Source organism: Mucilaginibacter sp. P2_A4, assembly GCF_056405015.1.
Genome location: NZ_JBFUCX010000001.1, coordinates 829456 through 855884 on the forward strand (window position 1 = coordinate 829456; position 26429 = coordinate 855884).

The window sequence follows — 26429 nt, forward strand, 5'->3', positions numbered from 1 at the left end:
TTATGGGTAAGCGCTTTGGCTGTCGCTTAATTCAGGTTCTAATACGTTGCAAGTATGCTATAAAGTTAAACTAATTTATAGTTTGCGTGCACTACATTACCACTACATATAATTTAACAACCTTATTTAAAAGTATTTATCACTTAGTAAATGACGATTTACAGCACTACAGGTAAAAATAGTAAATGACTTTTTTAGCTTTCAATTTTGACCTGATAACGGATTGTTAACGGATATAAATTGGCGGCTGTAATATTTATATGGGTAGTGGTGATGTAGGGCTGTGCAAATTAGCAATGGAAAATACTTATGATGATTTTTGTTTGGAAGAAAAAATAGATATAACATCATTAAAGTTTAAATACCAATTAAACCAACCTAATATTTACTAACGTGAAAAACACCCTATTACTATTTTTATTATTGGTTTTAACCTGCTTTGCAAGCTTTGGCAAATCGCCTGCCAATCAACCTGGATTTGGTGCAGGCCGGTCATTTTACCAGCAGCGTTTGAATGATAAGGAGGCTGTTTATTTTACGCCCGATAAGTATGCTATTAAAGCTGATGGCAAAACTGATGTATCTAATGCTTTGCAGCAGGCAATTAATGATGTAAAGGATAAAAATAATTTTGGCGTGCTTTTTATCCCCGAAGGGAAGTACCTTATCAGTAAAACCATTTTTGTGCCAAGGGCGGTACGGTTAATTGGTTACGGTAAAACGCGACCGGTTATTATCCTGGCTAAAAACTCACCCAGCTTTCAGCAAGCCGATACTATAGATAAAGGAAAGGCTAAATACATGTTCTGGTTTGTGAATAATATCTCCAAACCGGGCGAAGAGGTTTACGATGCCGGAGCATCTACCTTTTACAGTGCGCTGTCAAACATCAACCTGAAAATTGAAGACGGCAACCCGGTTGCTGTTGCCCTGCGTACGCATTATGCCCAGCATAGTTTTATTGCTCATGCAGATATTGATGCGGGAAATGGCAAGGCAGGCATGTTTGATGTGGGTAACGAAATGGAAGATGTGCGCTTTTTTAATGGCGATTATGGTATTTATACCACCAAGCCATCGCCCGGCTGGCAATTCATGATGGTGGATACTTATTTTGAAGGTCAGCGTAAAGCCGCGATACGCACACAGGAAGCCGGGCTTACCATCGTACGCATGAATGTTAAAAACGTGCCCACGGTGATTGATATTAACCCAAACTATCATGAAAAACTGTTTATGGAGGATTGCAGTTTTGATAAGGTAAGCGGCCCGGCCATTATTATCAGCAACGAGGATAACGCTTTTAACCAGATCAGCCTGCGCAATGTGGTGTGCCGCGATGTGCCGGTTTTAGCCAGGTATCGCCGCAGTGGAACTCAGACAAAGGGAGTGGGGCCTATCTACAAAATAAAAAACTTTACCTACGGTTTGCAGATTGATGACCTTAGCGCCGACCCCGTTTATAAAACTACTAATGAAATTGAACCATTGCCGGTATTTCCTCCGCCTGCAATAAAAGATATACCGGATTTTCCCGCAATAACCACCTGGGCAAACCTGCAATCGCTTGGCGCTAAAGGTGATGGTGTTATCGATGATACCAGGGCTCTGCAGGATGCTATTGATAAATATGCAACCATTTATTTGCCGCAGGGGCAATACCGCATTACCGAAACTTTAAAGCTTAAATCCAATACGGTACTCATTGGCTTAAACCCAATAGCAACCCAAATATTGATTGCAGATAATACGCCGTCCTTTGGTGGTTTTGGCAAACCTGTAGCCATGATTGAAACCTCAAAAGGTGGCTCCAATATTATTACCGGTATAGGTATTTCTACGGGCAGGATTAACCCAAGGGCGGTGGCGTGTAAATGGATGGCCGGCGAAAAATCATACCTCAACGATGTGAAATTTTTAGGCGGCCACGGTGGGATGAATAAGCCAGGCGTAAAAGATGCTCCTGGTTTGTACCGCGGGAATGATAGCGATATGTGGGATACCCAATACTGGAGTCTTTGGATAACTGATGGAGGAGGAGGCACATTTAAAAATATTTGGTCGGCAAATACCTATGCTACTGCGGGTGTTTATGTATCAAATACCAGTACGCCCGGCAGAATTTATGCTTTGTCTGTTGAGCACCATGTACGTAACGAGGTACGGTTTAATAAGGTAGCCAACTGGAAGGTTTACGCTCTGCAATTGGAAGAAGAAAGCCGTGAAAGTACCGAGTGTCAGCCTCTGGAGCTGGAGCAAACCAGCGATATGATTTTTGCCAACCTGTATATGTTTAGGGTGATCAGGGTGAATAAGCCTTATCCTTATGCCATCAGGAGCTGGAACAACAAAAACGTAGAGTTACTGAACGTGCATAATTACAGCCAGATAAAATATACCACTACCAACCCCTTATATGATATTGGCACCAATATGGAGGTGCGGCCATGGGAGTTTGCAAGGCTTTTTATTAGCGGAACGCTGAAATCGACTACAGAAATTGGCAATGTAAAACAGTTGGCCAAAGGGTTTGAGTTTGCTAACAGCGTTTGTGCCGATAGCAAGGGCAATATTTATTTTAGCGAAGCCCGGATGCGCCGCATTTATAAATGGAATGTAAATACAGAAACCATTAGCTTATTGGCCGATTACCCATGGGAACCACTTTCGCTGGCTTGCGATCAGAACGATAAACTATTGGTAGTTTTTAAATATGTACCCAAAACCGGCTATTTGATCAACGGCAAGCAGGAAGAGTTTAAGAACCCGGCAGATGCCGCCGGCACATCATTCAGCGGATGGGGAAACTCGGGCTTTGCCAGTATGGCTTATAGTATTGACCCGGAGAACCCGGATGAAACTATTAGCGCCCTTAAAAAAGAAGCGATGCCGATTGGCAAAACCGTTTATCGTGCATTGTATCCTGCACACCGATGGAGGGACTATCATGATTTTAATGCCGTATCAGTAAATAAACCAACCGAATGTTTTGTAGCGCCCGATGGGGTAACGATTATCCCGGTAGTATATGACCTGGCCCGCGCAAGCGCTTTAACTGCAGCATATCCGGGTAAACCGGTTTACACTACTGATGAATATGATAAGCGAACCGTTCAAATGGATGTGAGTAAGGAAGGTTACTTAAGCAACCTGAAATACTTTGCAGAGCGTGGCGAGTTTGCATCTGCCACGGACACAGAAGGTAATGTGTTTATTGCCGATGGTGAAATTTATGAATACAATAGCGCCGGTAACCAGATCAACGTAATAAAAGTACCGGAACGACCAACAGGATTGGCTTTTGGCGGTAAGGGTGGTAAAACGCTGTACATCACCGGGCATAATTCATTATATTCGGTAGAAGTAAAGTGATGGAAAGAGAAATAAACGAGAAGTAAAAGCAAGGGGCGGTGCGATTCCCCTCTCGAGAGGGGCGGAGGGGTGTGTTTCTGAAAGCGGCCCTATAGAAAAGACTTGAAATAGATATGATTAAATTAAGCATATGATCAATAAAAAAATACAATCTTTCCTCATAGCGATGGCCTTACCGGGCATTGCCCTGGCGCAAAACATAAAAGTAGTTACCAACCAGGTGGGGTACGAGGATACGCAGGCTAAAAAAGCAATTGTGGTAACTGATAAGCAGTATTCCATCAGCTCGTTTGAATTGTTGGATGAAGCTGATAAAACCGTATTTAGTGGTAAGCCTGTTTACAGTGGTAAGGTAAATGGCTGGAAAGGGCGGAAATTTTATACAATTGATTTCAGTGGTTTTAATACAGATGGTACTTACAGGGTTCAGGTAGATCTGCCTGGAAAAAAAATAAGCTCGTACCCTTTCAAAATCGGTAAAAATGTTTTGGAGCAGGCAACCCTATCGGATGTGGTTTACTATTTTAAAGGGCAGCGCAGCGCCGGCGAGATAGATAAGGCCGATCATCACCTGTTGTTGGCAGGTAAAACTACCGATACCGTTGATGCTCATGGCGGTTGGTATGATGCTACCGGCGATTATGGTAAGCATCTTTCGCATTTGTCGTTCTCCCTGTATTTTAACCCGCAGCAGATCTCCCTGGTGGTTTATAGTTTATTTAAAACTAACGAATTGCTTAATAAAAAAACGGTAACCGATTTCAGGCAGATCAACCGCAGGGTTTTGGACGAGGCTATTTATGGTGCAGATTACCTGGTACGGATACAGGCAAAGGATGGTTCGTTCTATAGGTCGGTATCGGCCCCGGGGCCGGGCAAGCTGGCGAAAGACAGGGTGATCCGGGCTGAGGATGCATCATACCGCATCAAACAAACCAAAGATCAAACACTGAAAAATGACGCGCAAAACAGCGACTGGCATCGCTACCAGGCCAGTTTTCGATCGGGTGGTGGTATAGCCATCGCAGCCCTTGCTATGGCATCGTCAGCAAAAGCAAGCGGCGATTTTAGCAATGCCCAATACCTGCAGGCTGCCGAAAACGCCTTTAAATTTCTGCAAGCCAATAATAAGCTCATGACCTTTGATGGTAAAGAAAATATTCTTGATGACTATTGTGCCTTAACTGCGGCTACAGAATTATATAAAGCCAGCAAAAAGCCGCAGTATTTAGTAGCCGCAACCAAACGTGCTAATAATTTAATAAACCGTTTATCCAACTGGGGAGATTATAAAAATTATTGGCGGGCAGATAGCGCCGATCGTCCTTTCTTCCACCCGTCTGATGCAGGCTTGCCGGTAACCAGTTTAATTTATTATTACCCTTATGCCGATGCCGGCATGCAGACCGCTATCAAAAAAACCATCAAAAGTTCTTTTGAGTTTGAATTAAAGGTGACGCATGAGGTAAACAACCCGTTTGGTTATAGCAGGCAGTTGGTGCAGGATACTTTGGGTAAAAGGCGCACATCATTTTTCTTTCCGCAGGGCAGTGATGCCTCACCATGGTGGCAGGGCGAGAATGCGCGTTTATCATCGATGGCTACAGCGGCAAGATTGGCCGCCGGTTTGTTTATGGATGATAAGCCCTTTCATGATCAACTGGAAACATTCGCCATTGATCAGTTGAACTGGGTATTGGGGCTCAATCCATTTGATGCCAGTATGCTGCAAGGCACGGGTCATAATAACCCGGCTTACGGCTTCTTCGGCACGTTTGAGTATACCAATGCTCCCGGTGGTATAGTAAATGGTATAACGTCAGGCCTCAATGATGAGAATGATATCGATTTTAACCTGTCATACGCCCAGATACACAAAGATTATGACTGGCGCTGGGCCGAGCAGTGGCTGCCACATACTGCCTGGTATCTGCTGGCCGTTGCCTTACATGAATAATTAATTTGATGAAACATGAAGCCAATTAAAAATACCCTGCCATTGTTTTTGCTGTTATTTGTAGCAGCTTTTGCCACCGCGCAGGTAAGCCGCACTACACTGGCAACCGGCGCTTTGGCACCAGATTTTAATTTACCCGGCATAGATGGCAAAACGTATTCCTTGCAGTCATTTAAAGATGCCAGGGTGCTGGTTGTGGTTTTTATCTGTAATCATTGCCCCACATCACAGGCTTATGAGGATAGACTGGTGAAGCTTACCGGCGATTATGCCGGTAAAGGCGTAACGGTGGTTGCCATCAACCCCAACAATCCGGCCTCGTTGCGTTTAGATGAATTGGGTTACAGCGATGTGGGCGATTCATTTGAAGATATGAAAATAAGGGCTAAGCAAAGGCATTTTAATTTCCCATATCTGTATGATGGCGAAACCGAGATCGCCTCAAATAAATATGGTCCCGTAGCTACCCCGCATATTTTTGTTTTTGATCAGGATAGAAAGTTACGTTATAACGGCCGGATTGATGATATGGAAAACCCGGCTAAAACGCCCAAATCGCTGGATGCCCGTAATGCTATCGAAGCGTTGCTGGCCGGTAAGGAAGTTGCAGTACCGGTAACCAAAACCTTCGGGTGCTCCATCAAATGGGCCGAGAAGCAGGACTGGATCCAAAAAGCTGCCGTAAACTGGGCCAACGAACCTGTTAAACTGGATACAGTTGATGCCGCAGGTATTGTGAACCTTGTTAAAAATAAAACTGATAAACTAAGGCTAATTAACCTTTGGGCAACATGGTGCGGCCCCTGTGTGGCCGAATTTCCAGATCTGGTAACCCTGATGCATCTGTACCGCGACAGGGGCCTCGAACTTGTAACTATCAGCGCCGATGATCCCGCCCGCAAAGATAAGGCCCTAAGCTTTTTGAAAAGCAAACAGGCATCCGGCCTCAATTACCTGTACACCGGCGATGATAAATACAAAATGATTGAAGCCGTTGACCCCAAATGGGACGGCGCCTTACCCTATACCATGTTAGTTGACCCGGATGGGAAAGTAGTTTACCGCCACCAGGGAGCCATTGACATAGAAGAATTAAAGAAGGTTATTTTTGACGATGCGACGATGGGTCGGATATACAAGTAGTTTGTAGTCTATAATTTATAAAGAGTTTTAATGAAGGCAGATTAGCAGGTGTTTATTTAGTTATTTCGATCAGGAAATCATACAAATTAATCTCGGTAGTTAAAACCAGTTTTTTTCGTACCCGGTATCGGCTAATCTCAACTCCTTTGAGGGAAATGTTCATTAGCTGTGCTATTTCTTTAGAGGTAAGGTTGAGCCGCAGGTAGGCACAAAGCTTCAGATCGGTAGCACTAAGGCATGGAAATTTGGCCTTCATGGTGGTAAGGAAGTTATTGTGAACCTGGTCAAAATAAATGGCGAAGCTGTTCCAGTCATCATCTTTTTTCTCAGAGTCGGTTAGTAATCGAAAAACGCTCCTGAACTCGTGAGTAAGATCGGGTTGTTTTAGTTTTTTAATGATATTGGTTAATTCCTCTTTTAAATTCAGCAGGATGCGGCCCCGTTCTACCTGTTGCATGGTGATGGTGGCCAATTCTTTGTTCTTAAAGTTCAGCTCAGTCTGCAGGTTATCATTTTTGAGCGCGATGATCTCTTTCTCATTCCTATCCAGTTCCAGGCTGTGCAGGTAACTTAGGCGGCGTTGCTCTTCCTCGTGTTTTTGTTGGTGTAGTTCAAAGCGTTTGTGTTGTGCCTTGTAAGCATAATAAAGGGCATAAACCGCTAATAAAATGTAAAAGAAATAAGCCAGGATAGTTTGGTACCAGGCTGGCTCAACTATAAAAGTGTAATTAACTGCCGGGGATGAGTTGCCCAGATTGTTACGCACCCTTACCGAAAAGGTGTATTTGCCGTAAGGCAGGTTGGTGTAATCTTTCTCGGTTTTTATCGACCATTTTGACCATTCATCATCAAATCCTATCAGTTTATAGGTAAACTCCTCATTGCTTTTTTGTGCGAACAGGGTAGATGAATATTCAAAATGAAAAGAGTTCCAATGTTTGGATACACTGGTTACCTGCCTGGTGTTTTGCAAGTTAGTAATACGACCACCTTTCATGAAGTAGCCGCCGAAGATCAAACTGTCTTTTTCGGCAATGGCTTTTACTGAGGTGAGCAGCACGTTTAGTTTAGTTTCTGATTTAACATACTGACGATAATTGAGGTGGAAAATGCCGTTATTTGAACCGATGAAGATATTCTCCATATCATAGGGATATAAATAAGCAGCACCTTTAATAGTTTGCCCCGCGAGCTCAGGAAAATAGATCACGCTGTATGATTTACCTGCCGATGGCTTGCTGAAATCCATTACCCCAATCCGTTGGTCGTTAACAAACCAGATATTACCGTAGCTGTCTGCTGTTAGATTTTTTATGGTCGAAATGCCAAAAACAGGCTTAAAGTAGGCCGATTCTTCAAATTTATTGCTGGCGGCATTGTATTCGTAAACGCCCTTTTCGGTAGCAACCAGCACTTTATTTTTAATAAAGTATACCTGGTTATTTAATACTGACGGTAATCCGTTTTTATCGGTATACTGGGTATAACGGATGATCTTTTTTCTATCGGCAGAAAGCTGGATTTTGTAAACGCCCCTATAGGGATGCGATGCCCATATCACATTGCCATTATCCCTGGCTAAGTTTGATAGCGACTCATAAATGCCTTCAATTTTACTATCATTCTTAAATTCGGCGCCATTGTTTTTGAGTAACTGCAAGCCGGTATAGGTGCCCGTAATAATATCGGGTGATGAGGGGATCGGAACAAATTTCCAGGCGCCTTGTCCGGAAGTGATAGGTTCGGCCTGGTTGCCTTTAATTACAAAAGCTCCATCTTCATGGGCCATTAAAAGGTAGTTGTTAACCTGTGCTAAGCTCCAGACCTGGCCCCGGGTATTCTGTACTTCGGTAAATAAGCTTTTACTATTGCTGAAATCTTTTTGCTGCTTATCTAATGAGGCACTAAACAATCCGTCGGATGTGCCAACGTATAGTTTATTATTAAATATGCCAATGGCGTTACTTTTTACCTGGTTTTGTTTACTTGCGTAAATGTGTTTTATAGCTGAACTGTAATTAATGAAATCCAAACCGTTCTCTAATCCAAGCCATAGGTTTTTATCCTTATCGGGGAGTAGTGTAAGTATGTTATTGCTCTGTAAGCCATCTGCGGTAGAAAATCTTTCAATAAGCTTCCCTTTTTCGTCAATGATAAAAAGTCCCTGGGCTTTTGTACCGATGGCATAACGGTTGTTATCTATCTTTCTGGCACAACTTACAAGGTCGTTATTTAAAAATTGATCAATGGCCGTTGTTTTTTTGATGAGAGTATTGCCGGTAAGTAAGAATAGTCCTTTTTTTAAAGTAGTTACTAAAACGGTATCCTTTTTATAATCCATTACCCCGGTTATATGCAATTCTGCAGTAAGCAGGTTTGTTTTGCATGGTTGCCATTGCGAACCCTTAAAACTCATCAAGCCCTCGTCCTTATCCTCTGCAAGTAATTGCCCGCCTGCATAGTCAAGTAAACGCCAGCCGCCGGGGGCGTCAAAAGTTTTTATTTCATTATTACTGTACTCAAACACACATTCAATGGTGCGGAAGAAAACTTCGTTTTTGTAGAGTACTATGCCCCAGATATCTGCAAACTGCCTTGCTTTTTGCGGCATGAGTTGCTTTATGGAGTGGAAATGTAAAATACCATGAGCATCCGGGAAAAAGTAACCAATCTCGTCCTGTCCGCCGGCAAAGATCCGGCCCGATGGGTCAATAGCTAATGATTTTATAGCCGCCTTGTTGGGCAGGGGATAAATTTTCCAGTAACTGCCATCGAAAGTGAGTAATCCATCGTTATTTGCAAAATATAAGATTCCGTTCCTATCCTGCTTTGCATCGTAGATTTCGGTGCTGGCATTAAAATCGGCATGTGTGTAGTTTTTAATTGCCGGTATTCCGATGGTAGTTTGCCCTATCGCAGTAAAAATAAAGGCATTATAAACAAGAACAAGCAGGGCAATTTTTTTCATCAACAGGGTTATTACGGCTTATAAGGTAATCTGGATGAAATTTAATTAAAGATTTTCAGATAACGAACGTTAGAATAAAATGTAGGGGATGAATTAGCTATAAATGGGATTGTTTGTAGTATTTATGTAGGGGAGTTATTGACGTCGTCATTAGTGCATACCCGCAATAAGTATGAAAGAGAGCTGTTTAAGCTGGTTACTTTTTCACTGCCCAAAATATTGAATTTATCACGAGTGTGGTAAAATTATTATCCTGAAAAAGTTCTGGAAAATGCCCCATGGCAATATAGATGTTTTTGGCCTTAAGATGGCCATTGGTCCAGATCACGGGATGATCTCCCATTTTAATGTTGATGTTTGGCACAAAGGAATTTTCGTCAATACTGGCCAGTACGTGCACATTGGCGCGCGGGCTTTTATTGTAAGTATACCATTCATCTTTAGTGCTAAAGGTAGCAGGTAAACCTTTTAAGGCGGGGTGGTTTAAGTCTTCTATTTTAAGGGAGGCGGTAGTACCGCCATGAATACAATCTTTAAACTCGATGCCACCCATAAATTGCGAGTACCACTGCCACATAGGGTAGCCATCAAAAACACCCAGCAAGGTGGGGTGATGAAAACCTATCCAGCCGCCTTTGCCATGTTCCAGGTAGTTTTTAAAAGCCTCCTGAGCTTCCTTTCCCCAGGGGTATGGCGGATAGTCTAATTGGATAAAGAGTTGGTATTGCTTCAGAAAATCTTTGGTGATAGGTTTGGTATCACTAATGTAATCGATTGTGAAATTACTGTCGATAGCCAGTTTATTGAGCCAGATGCGGGCAGCCGTATCAAACCGGGCATGGCCGCCACCTGTTTCGGCAATGGCAATAGCTTTAAAACGGGGTTTAGGGGTTTGACCTAAAAGCGTATAACTGCTGAAAAAGATGATTAGAAAGGTAAAAAGTGATAAGGTTAAGGTTTTCATAATTGTAGCGTTGTTGCTAACTGAAAACAATTATAGGCGAAACTTTTTAATCAGAAACAGTAAACACCTCATCGTAGTGGTAAAGTAGGGCGTTATCCCGGGCCTTTTGTAATAGTTAATATTGATATTTGAAATGCAGATACGGCGCACAGTATAAACCTTACCCAAATTATGAAGCAAAAAATAAAATCCGGGCTATTGCTTTTTACTTTATATATGCTGATTCCATTGGCAAATTATGCCCAGCAGGATACCGCCAAAATATCCATCCCAATGAAAAATGGAAAGATCAATTACGAGCAGACGTTCACCACAAATAAAAGTAAAGGCGAGGTGTTTGTACGGGCCGAAAAATGGTTTGCCAAAACTTTTCCTGATGAACCACCAAAACTCTATTCATCTGATAAAAATACCGGAGAGATAAAAGGTATCGGCATGTTTAAAGTGATCACCAGCGACACAGGTAATTATTACTGGCTTAAGTTTGATGTAAACATCAGGGTAGCAGAGTCGGGTTACACTATAGTAACTAATAATTATTATGAAAAACCTATAGAGAAAGGTATAAGTAATGAATATTCAAAAATATCATACCGCTGGTGGGATTATCGTCAGGGCCATCCATGGTCGGTAGAGGATAAAAGGCTGTTTACCGGACTTGATCAAAATACATTGCAGCTCATATTATCATTAAAACAAAGCATCGACCAATAATCATATCAAATACAAATGAAAAAATTATTATTTCTCATCTTGCTTTTGGCTTCATTTAATTTGATGGCCCAGCCCAAACATTTTAAGGTATTGGCATTATATGAGAATGGTGGGCACCATATTGAGTTTTCAAAACGGGCCAAAGTATGGCTGGATAAGTTGGCAGCCGAAAAGGGTTTTACCATTGATTATATCCAAAACACCAATAAAATTGATGACGCGTTTTTAAGTCAGTACCAACTTTTTCTTCAGCTTGATTATGCACCATACGCCTGGACAGATAAAGCGACTGCTGCCTTTAAAAAATATATTGATGAGGGAAAAGGGGGCTGGGTAGGGTTTCATCATGCCACATTATTGGGCGAATTTGATGGCTATCACGAATGGCAATGGTTCTCGGATTTTATGGGTAGAATAAGCTGGAAGGCATACATAGCCACTTTTGCTAAAGGAAAAGTGAATGTGGAAGATAAACAGCATCCTGTAATGAGTGGCGTTCCTGCCTCTTTCCTTATTGAGCAAGAGGAGTGGTACACTTATGACAAAAGCCCGCGTGCCAATGTACATGTACTGGCCAGTGTGGATGAATCAACCTATGAGCCCCAAGGTGACGTTAAAATGGGTGATCACCCGGTTGTTTGGACTAATGAGCATGTTAAAGCCCGTAACGTATATATTTTTATGGGTCACTCACCAAATCTGCTGGATAATCCTGCATGGGTTACGCTGGTTACCAATTCAATTTTGTGGGCCGCCGGTAGGTAATTAATATTAGAACAAGAGACTATGTTAAAGAAAATTTTAAGCCTGATCACAGCTGTGGCGCTATGCTCATTAGCGCATGCCCAAACTCCTAAATTTAGGGTGCTGGCGCTTTACACCACAACGGTGGAATCGGATCATGTGGATTTTGCCAATGATGCCATTAAGTATTTTACAACCCTCTCTGCTAAAAATGGTTTTGTGTTGGATACTACCACCAACTGGAAAAATGTAAATGATGAATATCTCAAAAAATATCAATTAATCATCTGGCTTAATGATTTTCCGCAGAATGAATTGCAGCGCGCCGCTTTTGTAAAATATATGGATAAAGGCGGAGCCTGGCTGGGTTTTCACGTAGCAGGCTATAATGATAAATACACCAAATGGCCCTGGTTTGTGAGCTTTTTGGGTAGCGCTGTATTTTACAACAATAGCTGGCCTCCATTGCCCGCAAAACTGATAGTGGATGATCCCAAACACCCAATTGCAAAAGGCATACCGGTACATTTTGTATCGCCCATAAATGAATGGTATGGATGGTTGCCCAGTCCGCGGTTAAACAAGGATGTAAAAGTGTTATTGACGCTCGATCCTGCTAACTATCCTTTAGGAAAAAAGGATATCCTGAGAGGGGGAGATATTCCCGTAGTTTGGACTAACACCAAATACAAAATGCTTTATATCAACATGGGGCACGGTGATATGATCTTTACATCCGATATACAAAATAAGTTGTTTGAGAACGCCATAATGTGGTTGGGCGAGAAGAAGTAGTATTTGAGCTAATAAATATTAAAAGAGTTTTTGTCATCCTGAACGCAGTGCACTGTTGTCCGGTAAAATCTCGTTTGATATATAAAAACATCTCTTAAGGCCTACAAAAGGCCTTTTTTTGTGCATTTTCAAAACCAAGCCCCCTAAAAACTCAATAATTCATTTCTTTTTTAAGAACCGGCTGTCCGGTAAAAAAAGCACGCAATCCTCGATATTTTTGCCATTTAACCTGTTGTGAATGCGCTATAGCTTCAAAAAAAAGTTTTCACTGAAAATATCGCAGCCATTTCTCAACCGGCTGTCCGGTAAAGTTTTATTCAAATCTTTTACCGGACAACAGTGAACGCAGTGAAGGATCTGTTATTCGCCATGCTTCTTCGTCTTGTAATATTTGCGAATAGATGTTTCTCTCGTTATCTATGGCAAGTTGTAGAATTCCAGACTTACGAAGTTTTTAAAACTTCGTAAGTCTTTCGCCGTTTGTTATTTCCGCTTCAGAGTTCCGGAATTTCATCACTACCAATGTTTTATTTAGCCTCCAGCCGCTCATCTATCGCATCCAATAAATATTCTTTTTTATCATCGGCATACTCCCAGAACATTACACCAGCCATTTGGTGATCAACCATGTACTGGCATTTGTTTTTTACCGACCATTCATCGTCAAAGGTGATAAACTGTTTGGTGCTTGCTTTAAATAAGTAAGGGGCACCGGCAGCATTGTCACGGTAATAAGTGAAACCATTTCGGTTGAGCAGACTGTCTTTTAAATGGGTATAGCCGCCAACCCAGATATGTTCGCCGGTTTTCATGCCAACACCATTTTGGGCCGAATCCTTTACCATTACCGACCGGCCATAAAATGCGATGCCCATAACCAGTTTGCTGGCAGGTACGCCCTGGGCAAGGTAAGCTGATACCGCTTTATCGGCGGAGTTATCGGTTTTGTACTTGTCAGAGGCAAACAGGTTGGTATGATGTACAGCAATACCCAGGGTATCCTGGAAATAATCATAGGTCATGAGGTTAATATAGTCAAGGTATTGGGAAACTTTACCCATTTCTGTGTGCTGCAGAAAACGGCTGAAGCCACCTACTGCCGCGGTTAGGAGTTTTTTATTGCCGGTTTCTTTTTCAAGTGCATCAAGCTCTCTTCTTAAATCGGCGAACATGAGGGTATAGTTTTGCTCGTCTTCTTGGCGTACTATGTTATGATCGCCTTGCAAACCGGGGTATTCCCAATCTATATCAACACCATCCAGTTTGTATTTGCGGATGAGATCAACCGCGCTGGCCGCGAAAGCCTTACGCGCGGTATCGGTAAGTACCGCATCGGAGAAGTTTTTGCTCCATGTCCACCCGCCAATGGAAATCAGGATCTTCAGGTCCGGATTTTTCTTTTTTAACGTTAAAAGATTACGGAAGTTGATGGTGTCGGTACGTTCATGCGTGAGCCATGCCCGGTTGTTGCGCACATTTACAAAAGCATAATTAATATGGGTAAGTTTTTCTGGGTTTACCATGCTCATATCGGTTAGGCCCCTGTAGCCACCAACGTAGCCAATTACTACGTATTTGGATTTTTTAAGCTGTGCTTGAAGGATAAAAGCAGGCATTAAAAACATTAAAAGGCAAAATGTTGCTTTTATTACTAATGTCTTCTTTCTTAAAAGTAAAGTGGTCATGGTTAGGTTATATTAAATGGTGATATGAGGTTTTAGGATTTTAAATTTTTAAACGGATGCGTTTCTTTTCCATTAAGCCAACTATCGCAATCAGTATAAAAGCGGTAGCCATGCTTCGTACTAAACCAATGATTCCATTGTTTAATATCTCTGAATATTTAATATGGAACAACATCAGAATAAACACCTGGAAATACGGCATCAGGTAGCAGGTAAGCGTACTTGTTCCTGCAGGCCAGATTAGTTTAAACCAGTCTTTTTTGCCCTTTACATCAATCAGGAAGATCATTAGTTCGAAAACCAGTATGGTAATACCACTGCAAATAAAGATCCAGGCAGGGGTGGAGTGAATTTTGGAAATACCTTCGGCGTAGGGGCGCACCAATAAACCCAACGCAATTAGCAGTAAGCCAATGCTGCCAAATATCACCCATAATAATTGTGTTTTGTTTTTTGATACCAGCAGGCTATATATCCCGGAGATCATAACACCGCCCATTACTAATGATACCGCTGATGCATCACCTAACAAAGGGATTTTAAAATTGATAACATCGGTATGTTTGCCAATATTTATAGCTACAAAAACTATTAGCGCAATTACCAGGATGTTCATTTTTCCTTTGGCTAAAAGATAGATCAAGGCACAAACAAGGTAAGCCCAGCCAATGATGCCTAAAATACCCCACCAGGAAGTATGCATGCCGTGTACTAATCTGCCGTTATCACCGCCTTTGTATATAACAGCCATGGTGATGAGCAGTAATATTCCAGCCCCGGTAAAGGTGTATCGCCTTATTTTGGTCATGGTGCTGGGATAATCAAGCCAGATAAAGAAAAATGCAATGGTTATTAATATGGCCCACAAAGCTTTAGGTATAATGCCCGCTGCTGAGTTGTAACTTTCCAGGTTTACATGAAAAAAGCCCATGATAATTAGCGCTGCGCTGCGGGTGAGTATATAGATTAATATGGATGAAAATGAATTGCCTTTAGCCATCCTGTTTTTGATGGCGAACGGCAGCGAAAGCCCGACAATGAACAAAAATGCAGGGAAAATGGTATCCGCAAATCCCATGGCATCAGCATCGCCATCCGCATGATCTATCCACATAGGTATATGCTTTACGCCACTGGCATCATTTACAAATATCATGAGCAGCATGGTAATGGCGCGCAGTACATCAATAGATAAAAGGCGTTTGGGAAGTTGATTCATTGCGATGTTTTGATTTCGGATTTATCTTGGAAACAAAGCTATAAGGTAATATTCTTAAGGCGTATTGGCAAGCCACTACATTACTACTACCATGGTAAAAGACAGGTATTTTGAAATAAAAGCTTTGTATTGGAGTACAAAAGATTGAACAATAAGATTCAATTAAAGAGTTAAAAACGGCATTGGCAAAATACTCCGCAGGAATATCATCGTTACCTAATTAGTTTGTGAGGCAGTAATATTGAAAAAGCTTAATTAACGGTATAATTATAAATTTGCCGGCCAATATTGCCTTTGTCATCGATTCCCTCAATCAGGAGGCGATAGGTTCCGGTGCCATCTGAATTATAAAAACTAAATGTAGAGTTGCCGTCCTTATCGGTTAGTAGTTCAGGGTTCCAGTAAATGGTTGATCGTAAATCCGGTTGATTGATTATTTTACTTTCATATTTTGGTGCGTAAAATTCCCGTGCTTTATAAAATCCATCAACTGTAATAGGTAATATTCCTTTTGAAGGAATATCCTTCGCCTTTTTTCCTTCGCCCCGCCTTGTTGTTATCACCAGCACACCACCGGCTCCGTGCATGCCAAAAATTGCTGCATTAGGGCCGTAAAATAATTCAATTGTTTCAATATCAGATAAATTAAGGGATTTGATGTCAACATCGGGTACACCATCAACATAAGCAGCACCCGCTTTATGGCCACGAAGTTTTTGAGCCAGGACATTTGAAATATCGGGACCCAGTAGTTCTATTTCTTCCCTGCGGATAACTATGTTAGCACCGCCCGGCCCACCTGGGGCCGATGAGCGGTAATCATCATTTCTTTTTGCAGATTTTATCCTGACCTCTTTCAGTGCAATTGGCCTGCGGCCGATATATTTCAATGTATTTTCCTGTTGCTTTTTAGTATTATCTAAATAAGCGGTCATTAACTGGTTTATATCCCCGTTATTGTTAAAAGTAGGGCGGGTAAGTACAGGCGGATTTTTATATTGATTATAAGTAAGTACGGTATTATTACCGGCTTTAGCATTGATAGCTTGTAGTATAAATTGGGTGCTATCAGTAAAAATCAGGTTGCTGAAAGTGTAGCTCCCGTCATTGCCCGTAATCTGACTCAAAATATCACCGCCGTGCCGTGGCAAAAGTGATACCGTTCCGTTTACAAGTGGCTTACCCCAGATGCTTTTTGCGGTGCCGCTTATTTCAAGTCCTTTCTCTGGTTGGTAAGCAAGCGCAGGGTAACTGTTATCTAACAGTGGTTTCCATTGAAACCTGCGATAACCATGTGTAAGCATTACCAGATCAAGGTTTCCTGTTGTTTCCTGGTTAATGTGGTTAAAATAATAGTTAGGTTGTTCTATAAAGCCTTTCAAATCACTTTTTAATAACAGTTGAGCAAATATGGAGTTCTCTGCATTATCATCAACCGGTACTTTGCCCTCATCAATCACCGATACCGAGAAATGCCCTTCGGATGGTTCATCTGCCCTGTTTTTTACATTTAAACTGATATTTACTTTGTCACGGTTGGAGTAAACCAATTTATTACTATTGACCGAGATGTTCAACCTGTCGTAATTTTGAACAAATTTTAAGCGCTCACACAAAGGTTCTCCTTCGGGCGAAAAAAGGGTAACCGTGGCAACGCCCGTATGCAATCTTCTTTTCAGAATGTCAATATCAACTACCGGTTTATCCAGCTTGCAGGCTATGGAGGTAAGCACACCGCCAGACCAGATCAGCAACCTATACTCCTTATTTTTATTTTCATCAAAATATAGCTTATTAGCCTGTAGTCTGACTGTCGCTTTGGGTATCGAATCGTTATCAATAGAAAAAGCCAAACCCTTGTTTTCAATAGCAGGCAGGTTTATCATATTTTGAGTTCCGTTTGTGTAGGTTAACCTGGCCTTGTAAGTTTTGCCCTGCTGCGGGGTTAAATAAAAATAACCCATGCCCAGGTGTGCAGATACAAAGGTTGAAACAATATTATTTTCATCATCCACGATCACACCGTTAACATCAACGCCTAAGCCCGATGGGGATATCGACTTAAAAGCTATTTTGGATTTAACATCAGCAACCAGCTTGCCTCCCTCCGGAAAGAATTGTACATCGACCTTATTATTCGCAGCCGATGTTTTTTGAGTACTGTTTTCTGGTATTTTATAGTCACGTATAGAAGCAACCGGTATAACCTGTTCAAAATAATTGTCTTCGCCATCGTTTCGCATCCAGTTGGTATAGGCCCTTATTCTGTAATTTCCTTTTGGCAACGAATCGGCCAGCGCGAAATCGCCCCAGGCCACACCATCTGCCAACTGGAGTTTTATTGATCTATCAATCTTGTTGGTAGTATTGATCAAATCAACATGGAGTACACCGCTCAAACTTGTAAGTTGATGATCATCATCCTGTGTAACATAGGCCTTAAAATACACGGTATCACCGGCGGCATAATAAGGCTTATCAAAATGGAGGTAAGTTTTTTCATTGATATGCTGGTCGGTAAAGGTTTTTAGTTTAGCTATGGCATTTTCTGCAAAAGCAGGAGTTGGCGCCGTTGGTAAACTTTGTGGGGCCTCATAATCAACCGGCAAAAGCTCTGCAACGCGGTAATGCCCCCAGGCTCCGCTAAATGATAAACTGTTAGGGTCGGCAAGGCCTCCATTATTATCAACCAAAGCGTTTGGTGTATTAAAGCTTATTAAAGTAGTTTCGGTGTTGATGGGGTCGTTTATATGGTTTAAAGCACCGTTTTTACTAAAGTGGCCATCTTCATTATAGGTAACGTGTAATCCGTCCAGCTCGCAGCTAAGGGCATACATTTTGGGCTGGTCGGTAGGTTTTAGTATATCCGTTTGATCAAGAGGGAAATTCCTTAACGTTTGGAATGTTTTATCCAGCTTTGATTTTTTAACCCAATAGGAGATTGAATCCGCATAGTGTTTATTGCTTGCTTTCAGTTTGGTAAAGTGATCTATTTTTGTGGCAATTATATCGTCCGCCGGTCTTAACGGGTTGGGCTCATAAGCATATTGAAAAATCCGGAAACCTTCTTCATTAATCCGGTTGGCTAGAACCGACCGTAAAAAGTGTATAGGTGAATTTTGATAAACACGCTGGCGCTGTTTTTCCCATTTCTTTTGCTGCGATGGTGTACCCTGCATTTCCTCAAAAAAAACAGAACCTTCATAATGTGTTTTAAGCGTATTAAAATAGTTGCTTTGTTTATAAAAATTACCAAGCAGGTATTTTAACCGGTAACCCAACGCCAGGTTTTCAATAACCAAAAAATCAACAGATGACGCGGTGAGCGTATTGGTTTCATCGTTATATTCAAGATCCAGCATTTCGGGGTTAATGATCTTACATTGCCTGGCCAGCTGGGACGTACCTATAAATGCATCCCTAAATTGTTGCAGGTATTTTTGTCGGTTGGCATCATTCTGTGGTTTTATTTTAACTTCCATCAGGCTGATGGTTTTGGGTGCGATGCTTAAATTGGGCAAAGCAATACTGATATTATTCACGATGATTTGCCTGCGATAGGTTTCGAAACCAACAATAGATACGATCAACTCATATTTGCCACTTTTAACCTTGTTTAAAATGAACGTACCATCATTGGCAGTTTTAGCGCCTATGGTGGCATTGCTTAAAAAAACACTCGCATTGGCCACCGGCGATAGATCTGCCTGGTTTACTATTTTGCCGGATATATTTACCTGCCCAAGACATGTAAACGGGAGTAGCAGAAAAACATAAATGATGGGATTTCTGATCATAATAATATGGTTATAACTATGGTGTTATTTTCTTTTTTACCGTAAAGTTTAACTGCTTGCTCCAAACTTCTTTTTCGTCTGCACCCTGTATTATTACCCTGAACCGGCCTGTGATATCGCCGGTGTAAAAGGAAAGGTCAACTTCATTATTGGAATCTATTTTAACACCGTAATTCCAGTAAATGGTAGAGAAGTATTCAGGCTCGGGATTGTTTAGTAAATTTTCATCTATGGGATAATACTCTTTTACCTGGTTTATGCCTTTAATTGATTGTCTGTATTTTTCGTTCGCATTATAATCCTTGACGAATAGTACACAGCCTTTATAAATAATTTCAATAGGTGAATTGGGCTTTTTGTAATGACCACCTATAAATGGTTTATAGGATCCAAAAGAGCTTATCGTATGATATGGGCAATTTAAAAAATCAAACTCGCAAACAAAGTCATTGCAAATGCCTTTACCATCTGGCTTATGCCATTTGATATTGTCTATAAATGAATCAACATTATAATCTTTTATAATCACTTCTTTTAAAGCGATAGCCTTTTCAAATCCACTAATTATTTGCTTTCCGGTGTTTGTTTCCTTTGAAAACTTGCGTTGTTCAATTATCAGTTGAGTTGCAAGGTTATTGTTGATTTTCTTATACGGATTAACTACATCAATTGTATAAATATCAGGGAAGTTGCTGGCAACCATCAACGTGATTTTTTTATCGGGTAACGTAACCAAGCTTTGGGGAGTTAAATCAAATTTTCCTTTACTATTTGTATTAAATGTTAATACACCATCTTCTTTAACCACAGTCATTACAGCCGCCTTTTTAAGGAGTTTGCCCGCTATAGTTACATTTCCTATAAACCGTGCGGATGAATCATTATTCAGCGTGTCATTTGCGGTCGTTTCAACCAGGTCCGACCATTTATACCTTCGCCAGCCTTTTACCAAAAGTAAGTCCTGTACATAATCCGGGTTGGCATAATTTTTACCCAGGGGATCGGCAGGTAATTGTTGCAGATCATGCTTCAGGTAAACATAAGTATCAATATCAGTTTGCCTGGTGCTTTCAATACGGTTGTCCTGCACACAAGCAACAGATACACGGCCATGAGTAAGCAGGCCATCAATGTTATTTAGTTTGAGTTTCAGGTTTACCTTTTCGCGAGTGGAATATTCAGCCCTATCTGTTTCCAGGGAGATTGTGGTCTTTTGTTTATAATGCGCAAAAAACAACCGTTCGGCTAAGGGCTGGCCCATGCTATCTAACAAAGTAACCGTTGCCAGGCCTTTTGGTGCTTCGTTCAATAATATTTTAACAGTTGTTCCGGTTGGGATTGCCGTTAATTCCTTATAAGCAATGATGTTTTGGTAATTGTGCACCAGCAGGATTACCGTTTGTGATTTAGTGCTTTTTAACTGAATATTTAAGGTGTCTTCGGCCAGTACATTGGTTATATGCATAACCGGTCCATAAGGTAGGGCCTGTGGTAAATTATAGATGGTATCCTTCTGGTTAATAAAACTGCCCGATTTTATCAGCCGGAAAGTATACCTGCAATTTTTTTGGGGAGCGAACTTAAACTTACCAATGCCATAATAATTGGTTTGTATAGTATCGGTAGGTTTATCGTTTTTATACAATACCCCACTTAGTTTTAAGTATTCGCCTGTTGATGAGCGGGCCTCCCAGCCAATAAGATTACTGATACCCTCAACCATGTTGCCGCCTTCGGGGAAAAAACGAATTACAGGTGAGCCCTTTATTATCGGTAAATTGAGGCTAAGAAATTGCAGATCCTTGCCTTGTTTTATAGCTACTCTAAGTAAATTGCCTGCAGTTTTAGGTATAGTTATTGCGTATTCGCCATAAATATCGGTTTTAGCATTGTTTATCTTTTGGCCGAAGGCGTATTCGATATGGGCGATGGGCTTTATTTTTGGATTTTTATTCTCTACCCTTATTATTGCTTTTAAATTGCCTGTATCATCCCGCACCGTATCAACTAACCTCAGCGAAGCACTGAAGCCTGCTTCCCCGGTTGTTTTAATGGTAATAAGTTGACTAAAAACATCTGCCGGCTTGCCATTTTTATCTAACACATTACTGTAAGCCAGCAAATGATAATTGCCTGGTGGTATAGTATCGGGCAGGGTAAGGTGACCAAATGATAAGCTATTGGTTATCGCGAATAAGTCTTCCATGGCTATTTTCCTATCGTCGTCGTTTACCAGGGCCACAGAAAGCGTGTGGTGTTTTTCTTTATCAGCGCTGTTTAAAAGATAGGCCGTAAACCACACATTTTCGTTGTTGGTGTATACTGTTTTATCGAGGTGTAAATAAAAAAGACCTTTATTGTTAATAGTATTATACCGATCTATTTTTTTAATGATGGAGTCTGCTGAAAAAGATGCGTTATTGACATGCCTGTAATAATTTGCAGCTTGTATTTCATCAACAGGCGTTAAAGCCTTGGTTGCAATAGAGCTTTGCCCAAAACATGTAAACGGGAGTAGCACTATAAAACAAACTATAGTTTTGATCATGGCAATTGCATAAGGTAACCAGGCCCTATAATTTGCTTATAAAAACATGAAACACCAATGAAGTCACCAGTAGCTAAATGTTGTTATCTGCCTTATTATTAAGCTTGTATTTTTAGGTTTATTAGATTTTACTAAAGTTATGAAAAAGATTTAATTCATTCACTTATTAGTTGTTGGAAGATCTTTGAACCGAATATGGGCTTTAGCGGTATTGGAAGCGTTTTATTAAGGAAGGCTTATCGATAAATTATCGAGGTGTGTGCATCGTGTTTGTATCGAAATTTATCTCTAAAATTTAGATTTATGCTATTGTTTTTGGTTTTCTATGATATGTCTTTGTTTTTTTTTATCTATTTTTTTGTTTTTAAATTTAATTTATCTTTTTATGTTAAATAAAAGGCATTTTTAAAATTTATTTATAAGTTAAATAGATTTTGTATTAAAAATTTTAAAGTTTTGTGTTTTATTTTAAGTGTTTTTCAAATAAATATAAAATTAAATAAAAATTTAACCTGTATTTATATTGATTTTATGTTAAAATGATAATTTGTGAATAAATAATGCTAATTTGTAGGTTAATCAACAGAGTTAATTAATCCAATCAAACAAAGCATGAATTTAAAACTACATTTTTTTCTTTTTGGAGCGTTTTTACTGCTCTGTTCTCCAACTTTCGCGCAAAAGTTAACAGGTACTGTATTAAGTGCCGGGAAATCTATAAGTGCCGGTACCATTAAGGTATCGCCAACAGGTATAGGTACCACAACCGACATTGATGGTAAATATACCTTAACCTTAAAAGCGGGTTCATACCAGGTAAGTTTTTCGGCCGTGGGCTTCGAAAAGAAAACCGTAACTGTACAGCTTGCTGCTGGCGAAACCAAAGTATTAGACATTGAACTGGCTTCTTCTCAGGAATCTTTAAAAGAGGTAGTAGTGGTAGGGAGCCGTGGTGGTGGCCGTACAAAAATGGATTCGCCGGTACCGGTAGATGTGCTCAAGATGAATCAAATTGGTGAAACTACTGCAAAGCCCGATTTGATGAGCCAGTTAAATCAGGCTGTGCCGTCCTTTAACTACAATAAGCAAAGCGGCGGCGATGGATCTGATGCTATTGATTTTGCCAGTTTGCGCGGCTTGGGCTTTGATCAAACATTGGTGTTGATTAATGGTAAACGCCGCCACCTATCGGCCTTTGTGAACCAGGTAGGTACCCGAGGGCGTGGTAACAGTGGTACCGATTTAAATGCCATACCTGAAGCAGCTATTGACAGGATTGAGATATTGCGCGACGGCGCTTCTGCACAATATGGTTCTGACGCCATTGCGGGTGTTATTAATATAGTTTTGAAAAAAGATGTAAACAAACTGAATATCAACATTGGTGGTAGCGGTTACTATGACCATAAATATAATACACTGAATAATGTTGATCCCAGTCAGTATTATACAGGCTCACAGGTAGACGGTAAAACATTTACGTTAGGGATGGATTATGGACTGGCGATAGGTAAAAATGGCGGCTTTATCAATTTTGGCGGCAACTTTTTGAAGCAGGGTAAAACGTTTAGGGCGGTGCCTGATACCAATTGGGCTACTAATCCAAAGGCTTTAAGTGTTGATGCCTGGAGAAGAGCCTTTGGCGATGGTTCTGTTACATCGGGCGGGGGAATGTACAATATGGAAATTCCTATCGCCGGCAGCCAAACTACTTTTTATTCTTTTGGTGGCTACAACTATAAACATTCAAATGTTTATGCCTGGACACGCAGGTGGAGCAGTAGCAGCAATCATATAAAATTCCCTACCGATGATAAAGGTAACCTCATATTTGTACCCGGTATTATGCGGGTGTTTGACCCCACACCAGGGGTTTTAGATACAGCCAATGTGTACTATAATCCACAGGAAGATGTTTACATCAAAGATATGTCCAGTGCATTGGGTTTCAGGGGTACCATAGGCGATGGCTGGGACTGGGATTTGAGTAACAATATTGGCTATAATGATTTTCATTATTGGGGTAATCAAACCTTTAATGCTTCCCTGCCTTTACCAGAGCAATATACCAAAACCAGGTTTAATGACGGGGGCTTCAGTTTTTTACAAAATACAGCCAATTTAGATATAACCAAGCATTTTGACCATGTGGCGCAAGGACTAACACTGTCTTTTGGTGGCGAAATGAGGTATGAACGTTATAAGCTATATGCGGGCGAACCAGACTCCTACAGAAATGGCGGGGCCACTTTAGATGGTGTTTCTAAAGCTTCGGGATCAGAGGGGTATCCTGGCTATCAGCCAACGGATGCAACTACGGCAAACAGAACCAATGAGGCTGGTTATATAGAAGGTACTTTAGATGTAACCAAAGCATGGCTGGTTGATGGTGCTGCCCGGTTTGAACATTACTCTGATTTTGGAGGGGTGAGTACATTCAAATTAGCAACCCGCTATAAGGTAAGCGACAATTTTAATTTAAGAGGCTCTTTCAGTACAGGGTTTAGGGCGCCTTCTTTGCAACAAATGAATTTTAGCAATACCAATACCAACATCATTGCAGGCGAATTGGTTTATGCTAAATTGATTCCAAACTATTCTGACGCAGCCCGCCAGGTTGGGATTCCAAAACTTAGTCAGGAAACTTCTACCAACACCAGCTTAGGTTTTACATGGAAACCTGCTTCTGGTTTTAATGTTACTGTTGATGGTTATATTATTAAAATAAAAAACAGGATAGTAATTACCGGTAGTTTTGATACTACTGTAACCGCCATAAAAAGTTACTTGATAGCTAATAATGTAACAAGCGCCAACTTCTTTACCAATGCGGTAAATACAACCAACAGAGGGCTTGATGTTGTATTGGATTATCGTAAATCATGGGGAAAAAACAGGTTCACGGCATTACTTGCCGGGAATATTCAGGGAATAACTATTGATAAAGTAAATATCCCGGCCGCGCTGAATGATACCTACGCTCACCAACAAGCTTACTTTAGTACAAGGGAGGCCGCCTTTTTAAAAGCTTCTGCTCCACGCCAAAAATTTTCTTTAGGGCTTGAATACGGATATGGCAAATTTGCGGCAGGTACTCACATTACTTATTTCGGTCAATTGACAACACAGGGTTTTGGTTATAGTAGTGTGCCGGGTGCAAACCCAGACGGACCGGGAGGCGCTAATACTTCTGCTTCGGGCAATGGATGGGATCCTTATGTTGATTTAGATAATGGTAAAGGCGTTGTTCCCGAAAACTTTGTTTTCCACGGAAAAGCTACTACTGATTTATATGTATCATATAAGGTAACTAAACAAATATCATGGACTGTTGGTGTAGATAATATATTTAATGTACATCCAGATTTAGCGGTTACAGAAGGTGCCCATCAATCATCCTGGGGTGATAGTGAATCGGGAGGACCTTTTGATGCTGTACAAATGGGCTTTAATGGCATGAGAATGTTCACCAAACTGGCATTCCATTTTTAATCGAACTAAGTGTAAGTATTATCCCCCGACTCTTTTGAGCCGGGGGATTTTTTTTGATAGTGTCGCTGCTTTTTTTACAAATATTATCCCGTATAATGAATTAATAAGAAATTTTATGGTAATATTTGCTTGTTAATGAGTGAGTATATATGAAGGTTTTACAGTTTACCATTCCTGTGCCCCATGATAAAAGCGTAATTGCTGATCAATTTAGTCTGCCTTATTTTTATCCATATCTGCACAGGCATAAAGAAACGCAGATAACCTGGATACAGCAGGGTGAGGGCACCCTCATTGCCGGCAATAATATGCATCACTTTGCCCCTGGTGATGTTTTTTTATTGGGTGCCAATCTGCCTCATCTGTTTAAAAGTGATCCGGAGTATTTTGAAAATGAAACGGAGGATGCTATAAGTGCATTGAGTATATTTTTTAATACGGAGGGGATACTTACCGCGCTTTTTGATTTGCCCGAAATGAGGGCTTATAAGTTATTTATCCAGCAGCATCAACAAGGTTTTAAAATACCGGCAGATGATGCGGAGTACATTTTAACGAATATGACCTTGCTGCGGGATGCCAGTGGGGCGGATCAGCTCATGCAATTTATGAAATTGTTGAAAGGCCTAAGTGGTATAAATCAACAGCTGCAACCGCTTTCATCCTACGGAAATTTGCCGGGCATCACCGAAAATGAAGGAATTAGGATAGGCAACATATACAATTATATTATACAAAACTACGCCGAAGCTATCACGTTGGAAGATGTAGCCAAAGCGGCTTTTATGACGTCCGAATCTTTTTGCCGTTACTTTAAAAAGCACACGGGCAATACTTTTATAACTTTTTTGAACGAGGTGCGTATCAATGAAGCTTGTAAAATGCTCACAGGCAATAAATCAGATAGCATAGCTGCGGTAGCTTATAGATGCGGGTTTAAAAGTATCACCAATTTTAACCGGGTGTTTCGGTCGGTAACGCAAAGTTCTCCAAGGGAGTATCTGGAAAATTATAATGGGAAAATCAATTAG

At 40.9% G+C, this 26429-nt stretch carries 14 protein-coding genes; 8 read left to right on the forward strand and 6 right to left on the reverse strand.

Going from position 1 to position 26429, the window contains the following annotated elements:
- The first annotated feature begins 393 nt into the window (after positions 1–393).
- The 3 genes from AC1DYB_RS03180 to AC1DYB_RS03190 all read left to right on the forward strand — a co-directional run bounded on the left by AC1DYB_RS03180 (position 394) and on the right by AC1DYB_RS03190 (position 6472).
- Positions 394–3372 carry a glycosyl hydrolase family 28-related protein gene (locus AC1DYB_RS03180; protein WP_477432364.1) on the forward strand — a complete coding sequence of 993 codons (2979 nt, stop codon included), beginning with the start codon at positions 394–396 and terminating at the stop codon, positions 3370–3372.
- Between the two features lie 130 nt (positions 3373–3502).
- Positions 3503–5329, forward strand: a complete 1827-nt coding sequence (locus AC1DYB_RS03185; protein WP_477432366.1) for a glycoside hydrolase family 9 protein — start codon at positions 3503–3505, stop codon at positions 5327–5329.
- Between the two features lie 15 nt (positions 5330–5344).
- Positions 5345–6472: a redoxin family protein gene (locus tag AC1DYB_RS03190; RefSeq protein WP_477432368.1), complete on the forward strand. Its 1128-nt coding sequence runs from the start codon at positions 5345–5347 to the stop codon at positions 6470–6472.
- Positions 6473–6524: 52 nt separating this feature from the next.
- On the opposite strand, the gene AC1DYB_RS03195 is transcribed toward AC1DYB_RS03190, so the two are convergent.
- Both AC1DYB_RS03195 and AC1DYB_RS03200 read right to left on the reverse strand, forming a co-directional pair.
- Positions 6525–9440 carry a triple tyrosine motif-containing protein gene (locus AC1DYB_RS03195; RefSeq protein WP_477432370.1) on the reverse strand — a complete coding sequence of 972 codons (2916 nt, stop codon included), beginning with the start codon at positions 9438–9440 and terminating at the stop codon, positions 6525–6527.
- A gap of 196 nt (positions 9441–9636) precedes the next feature.
- Complete coding sequence (locus tag AC1DYB_RS03200) at positions 9637–10404, reverse strand: ThuA domain-containing protein (protein WP_477432372.1); 768 nt, start codon at positions 10402–10404, stop codon at positions 9637–9639.
- Positions 10405–10575: 171 nt separating this feature from the next.
- Between AC1DYB_RS03200 and AC1DYB_RS03205 the strand changes: the two genes are divergently transcribed.
- From AC1DYB_RS03205 to AC1DYB_RS03215, 3 genes are read left to right on the forward strand one after another with little or no spacing between them, the layout of a single operon-like run.
- Positions 10576–11118: a DUF4468 domain-containing protein gene (locus AC1DYB_RS03205; RefSeq protein ID WP_477432374.1), complete on the forward strand. Its 543-nt coding sequence runs from the start codon at positions 10576–10578 to the stop codon at positions 11116–11118.
- Positions 11119–11133: 15 nt separating this feature from the next.
- Positions 11134–11883, forward strand: a complete 750-nt coding sequence (locus AC1DYB_RS03210; RefSeq protein WP_477432376.1) for a ThuA domain-containing protein — start codon at positions 11134–11136, stop codon at positions 11881–11883.
- Positions 11884–11904: 21 nt separating this feature from the next.
- Positions 11905–12657 (forward strand): ThuA domain-containing protein, encoded by a 753-nt coding sequence (locus tag AC1DYB_RS03215; RefSeq protein ID WP_477432378.1) that lies wholly within the window; start codon positions 11905–11907, stop codon positions 12655–12657.
- A 527-nt stretch (positions 12658–13184) separates the two neighbouring features.
- Here AC1DYB_RS03215 and AC1DYB_RS03220 read toward each other — a convergent pair.
- The 4 genes from AC1DYB_RS03220 to AC1DYB_RS03235 all read right to left on the reverse strand — a co-directional run bounded on the left by AC1DYB_RS03220 (position 13185) and on the right by AC1DYB_RS03235 (position 21906).
- A complete protein-coding gene (locus AC1DYB_RS03220; protein ID WP_477432380.1) occupies positions 13185–14342 on the reverse strand; it encodes a glycoside hydrolase family 18 protein in 1158 nt (385 codons plus the stop codon).
- A 40-nt stretch (positions 14343–14382) separates the two neighbouring features.
- A complete protein-coding gene (locus AC1DYB_RS03225; protein WP_477432382.1) occupies positions 14383–15561 on the reverse strand; it encodes a DUF5009 domain-containing protein in 1179 nt (392 codons plus the stop codon).
- Positions 15562–15812: 251 nt separating this feature from the next.
- On the reverse strand, positions 15813–19358 hold the full coding sequence (locus AC1DYB_RS03230; protein WP_477432384.1) for a carboxypeptidase regulatory-like domain-containing protein: 3546 nt from the start codon (positions 19356–19358) through the stop codon (positions 15813–15815).
- 16 nt (positions 19359–19374) lie between these two features.
- On the reverse strand, positions 19375–21906 hold the full coding sequence (locus AC1DYB_RS03235) for a hypothetical protein (protein ID WP_477432386.1): 2532 nt from the start codon (positions 21904–21906) through the stop codon (positions 19375–19377).
- 612 nt (positions 21907–22518) lie between these two features.
- Here AC1DYB_RS03235 and AC1DYB_RS03240 point away from each other — a divergent pair.
- Both AC1DYB_RS03240 and AC1DYB_RS03245 read left to right on the forward strand, forming a co-directional pair.
- Complete coding sequence (locus tag AC1DYB_RS03240) at positions 22519–25398, forward strand: TonB-dependent receptor (protein ID WP_477432389.1); 2880 nt, start codon at positions 22519–22521, stop codon at positions 25396–25398.
- A 149-nt stretch (positions 25399–25547) separates the two neighbouring features.
- Complete coding sequence (locus AC1DYB_RS03245) at positions 25548–26429, forward strand: AraC family transcriptional regulator (RefSeq protein ID WP_477432391.1); 882 nt, start codon at positions 25548–25550, stop codon at positions 26427–26429.

Bases quoted from the DNA above. Each gene is read 5' to 3' on its own strand.
- AC1DYB_RS03185 (WP_477432366.1), top strand. From the start codon at position 3,503: ATGATCAATAAAAAAATACAATCTTTCCTCATAGCGATGGCCTTACCG.
- AC1DYB_RS03190 (WP_477432368.1), top strand. From the start codon at position 5,345: ATGAAGCCAATTAAAAATACCCTGCCATTGTTTTTGCTGTTATTTGTA.
- AC1DYB_RS03195 (WP_477432370.1), bottom strand. From the start codon at position 9,440: ATGAAAAAAATTGCCCTGCTTGTTCTTGTTTATAATGCCTTTATTTTT.
- AC1DYB_RS03200 (WP_477432372.1), bottom strand. From the start codon at position 10,404: ATGAAAACCTTAACCTTATCACTTTTTACCTTTCTAATCATCTTTTTC.
- AC1DYB_RS03205 (WP_477432374.1), top strand. From the start codon at position 10,576: ATGAAGCAAAAAATAAAATCCGGGCTATTGCTTTTTACTTTATATATG.
- AC1DYB_RS03210 (WP_477432376.1), top strand. From the start codon at position 11,134: ATGAAAAAATTATTATTTCTCATCTTGCTTTTGGCTTCATTTAATTTG.
- AC1DYB_RS03215 (WP_477432378.1), top strand. From the start codon at position 11,905: ATGTTAAAGAAAATTTTAAGCCTGATCACAGCTGTGGCGCTATGCTCA.
- AC1DYB_RS03220 (WP_477432380.1), bottom strand. From the start codon at position 14,342: ATGACCACTTTACTTTTAAGAAAGAAGACATTAGTAATAAAAGCAACA.
- AC1DYB_RS03225 (WP_477432382.1), bottom strand. From the start codon at position 15,561: ATGAATCAACTTCCCAAACGCCTTTTATCTATTGATGTACTGCGCGCC.
- AC1DYB_RS03230 (WP_477432384.1), bottom strand. From the start codon at position 19,358: ATGATCAGAAATCCCATCATTTATGTTTTTCTGCTACTCCCGTTTACA.
- AC1DYB_RS03235 (WP_477432386.1), bottom strand. From the start codon at position 21,906: ATGATCAAAACTATAGTTTGTTTTATAGTGCTACTCCCGTTTACATGT.
- AC1DYB_RS03240 (WP_477432389.1), top strand. From the start codon at position 22,519: ATGAATTTAAAACTACATTTTTTTCTTTTTGGAGCGTTTTTACTGCTC.
- AC1DYB_RS03245 (WP_477432391.1), top strand. From the start codon at position 25,548: ATGAAGGTTTTACAGTTTACCATTCCTGTGCCCCATGATAAAAGCGTA.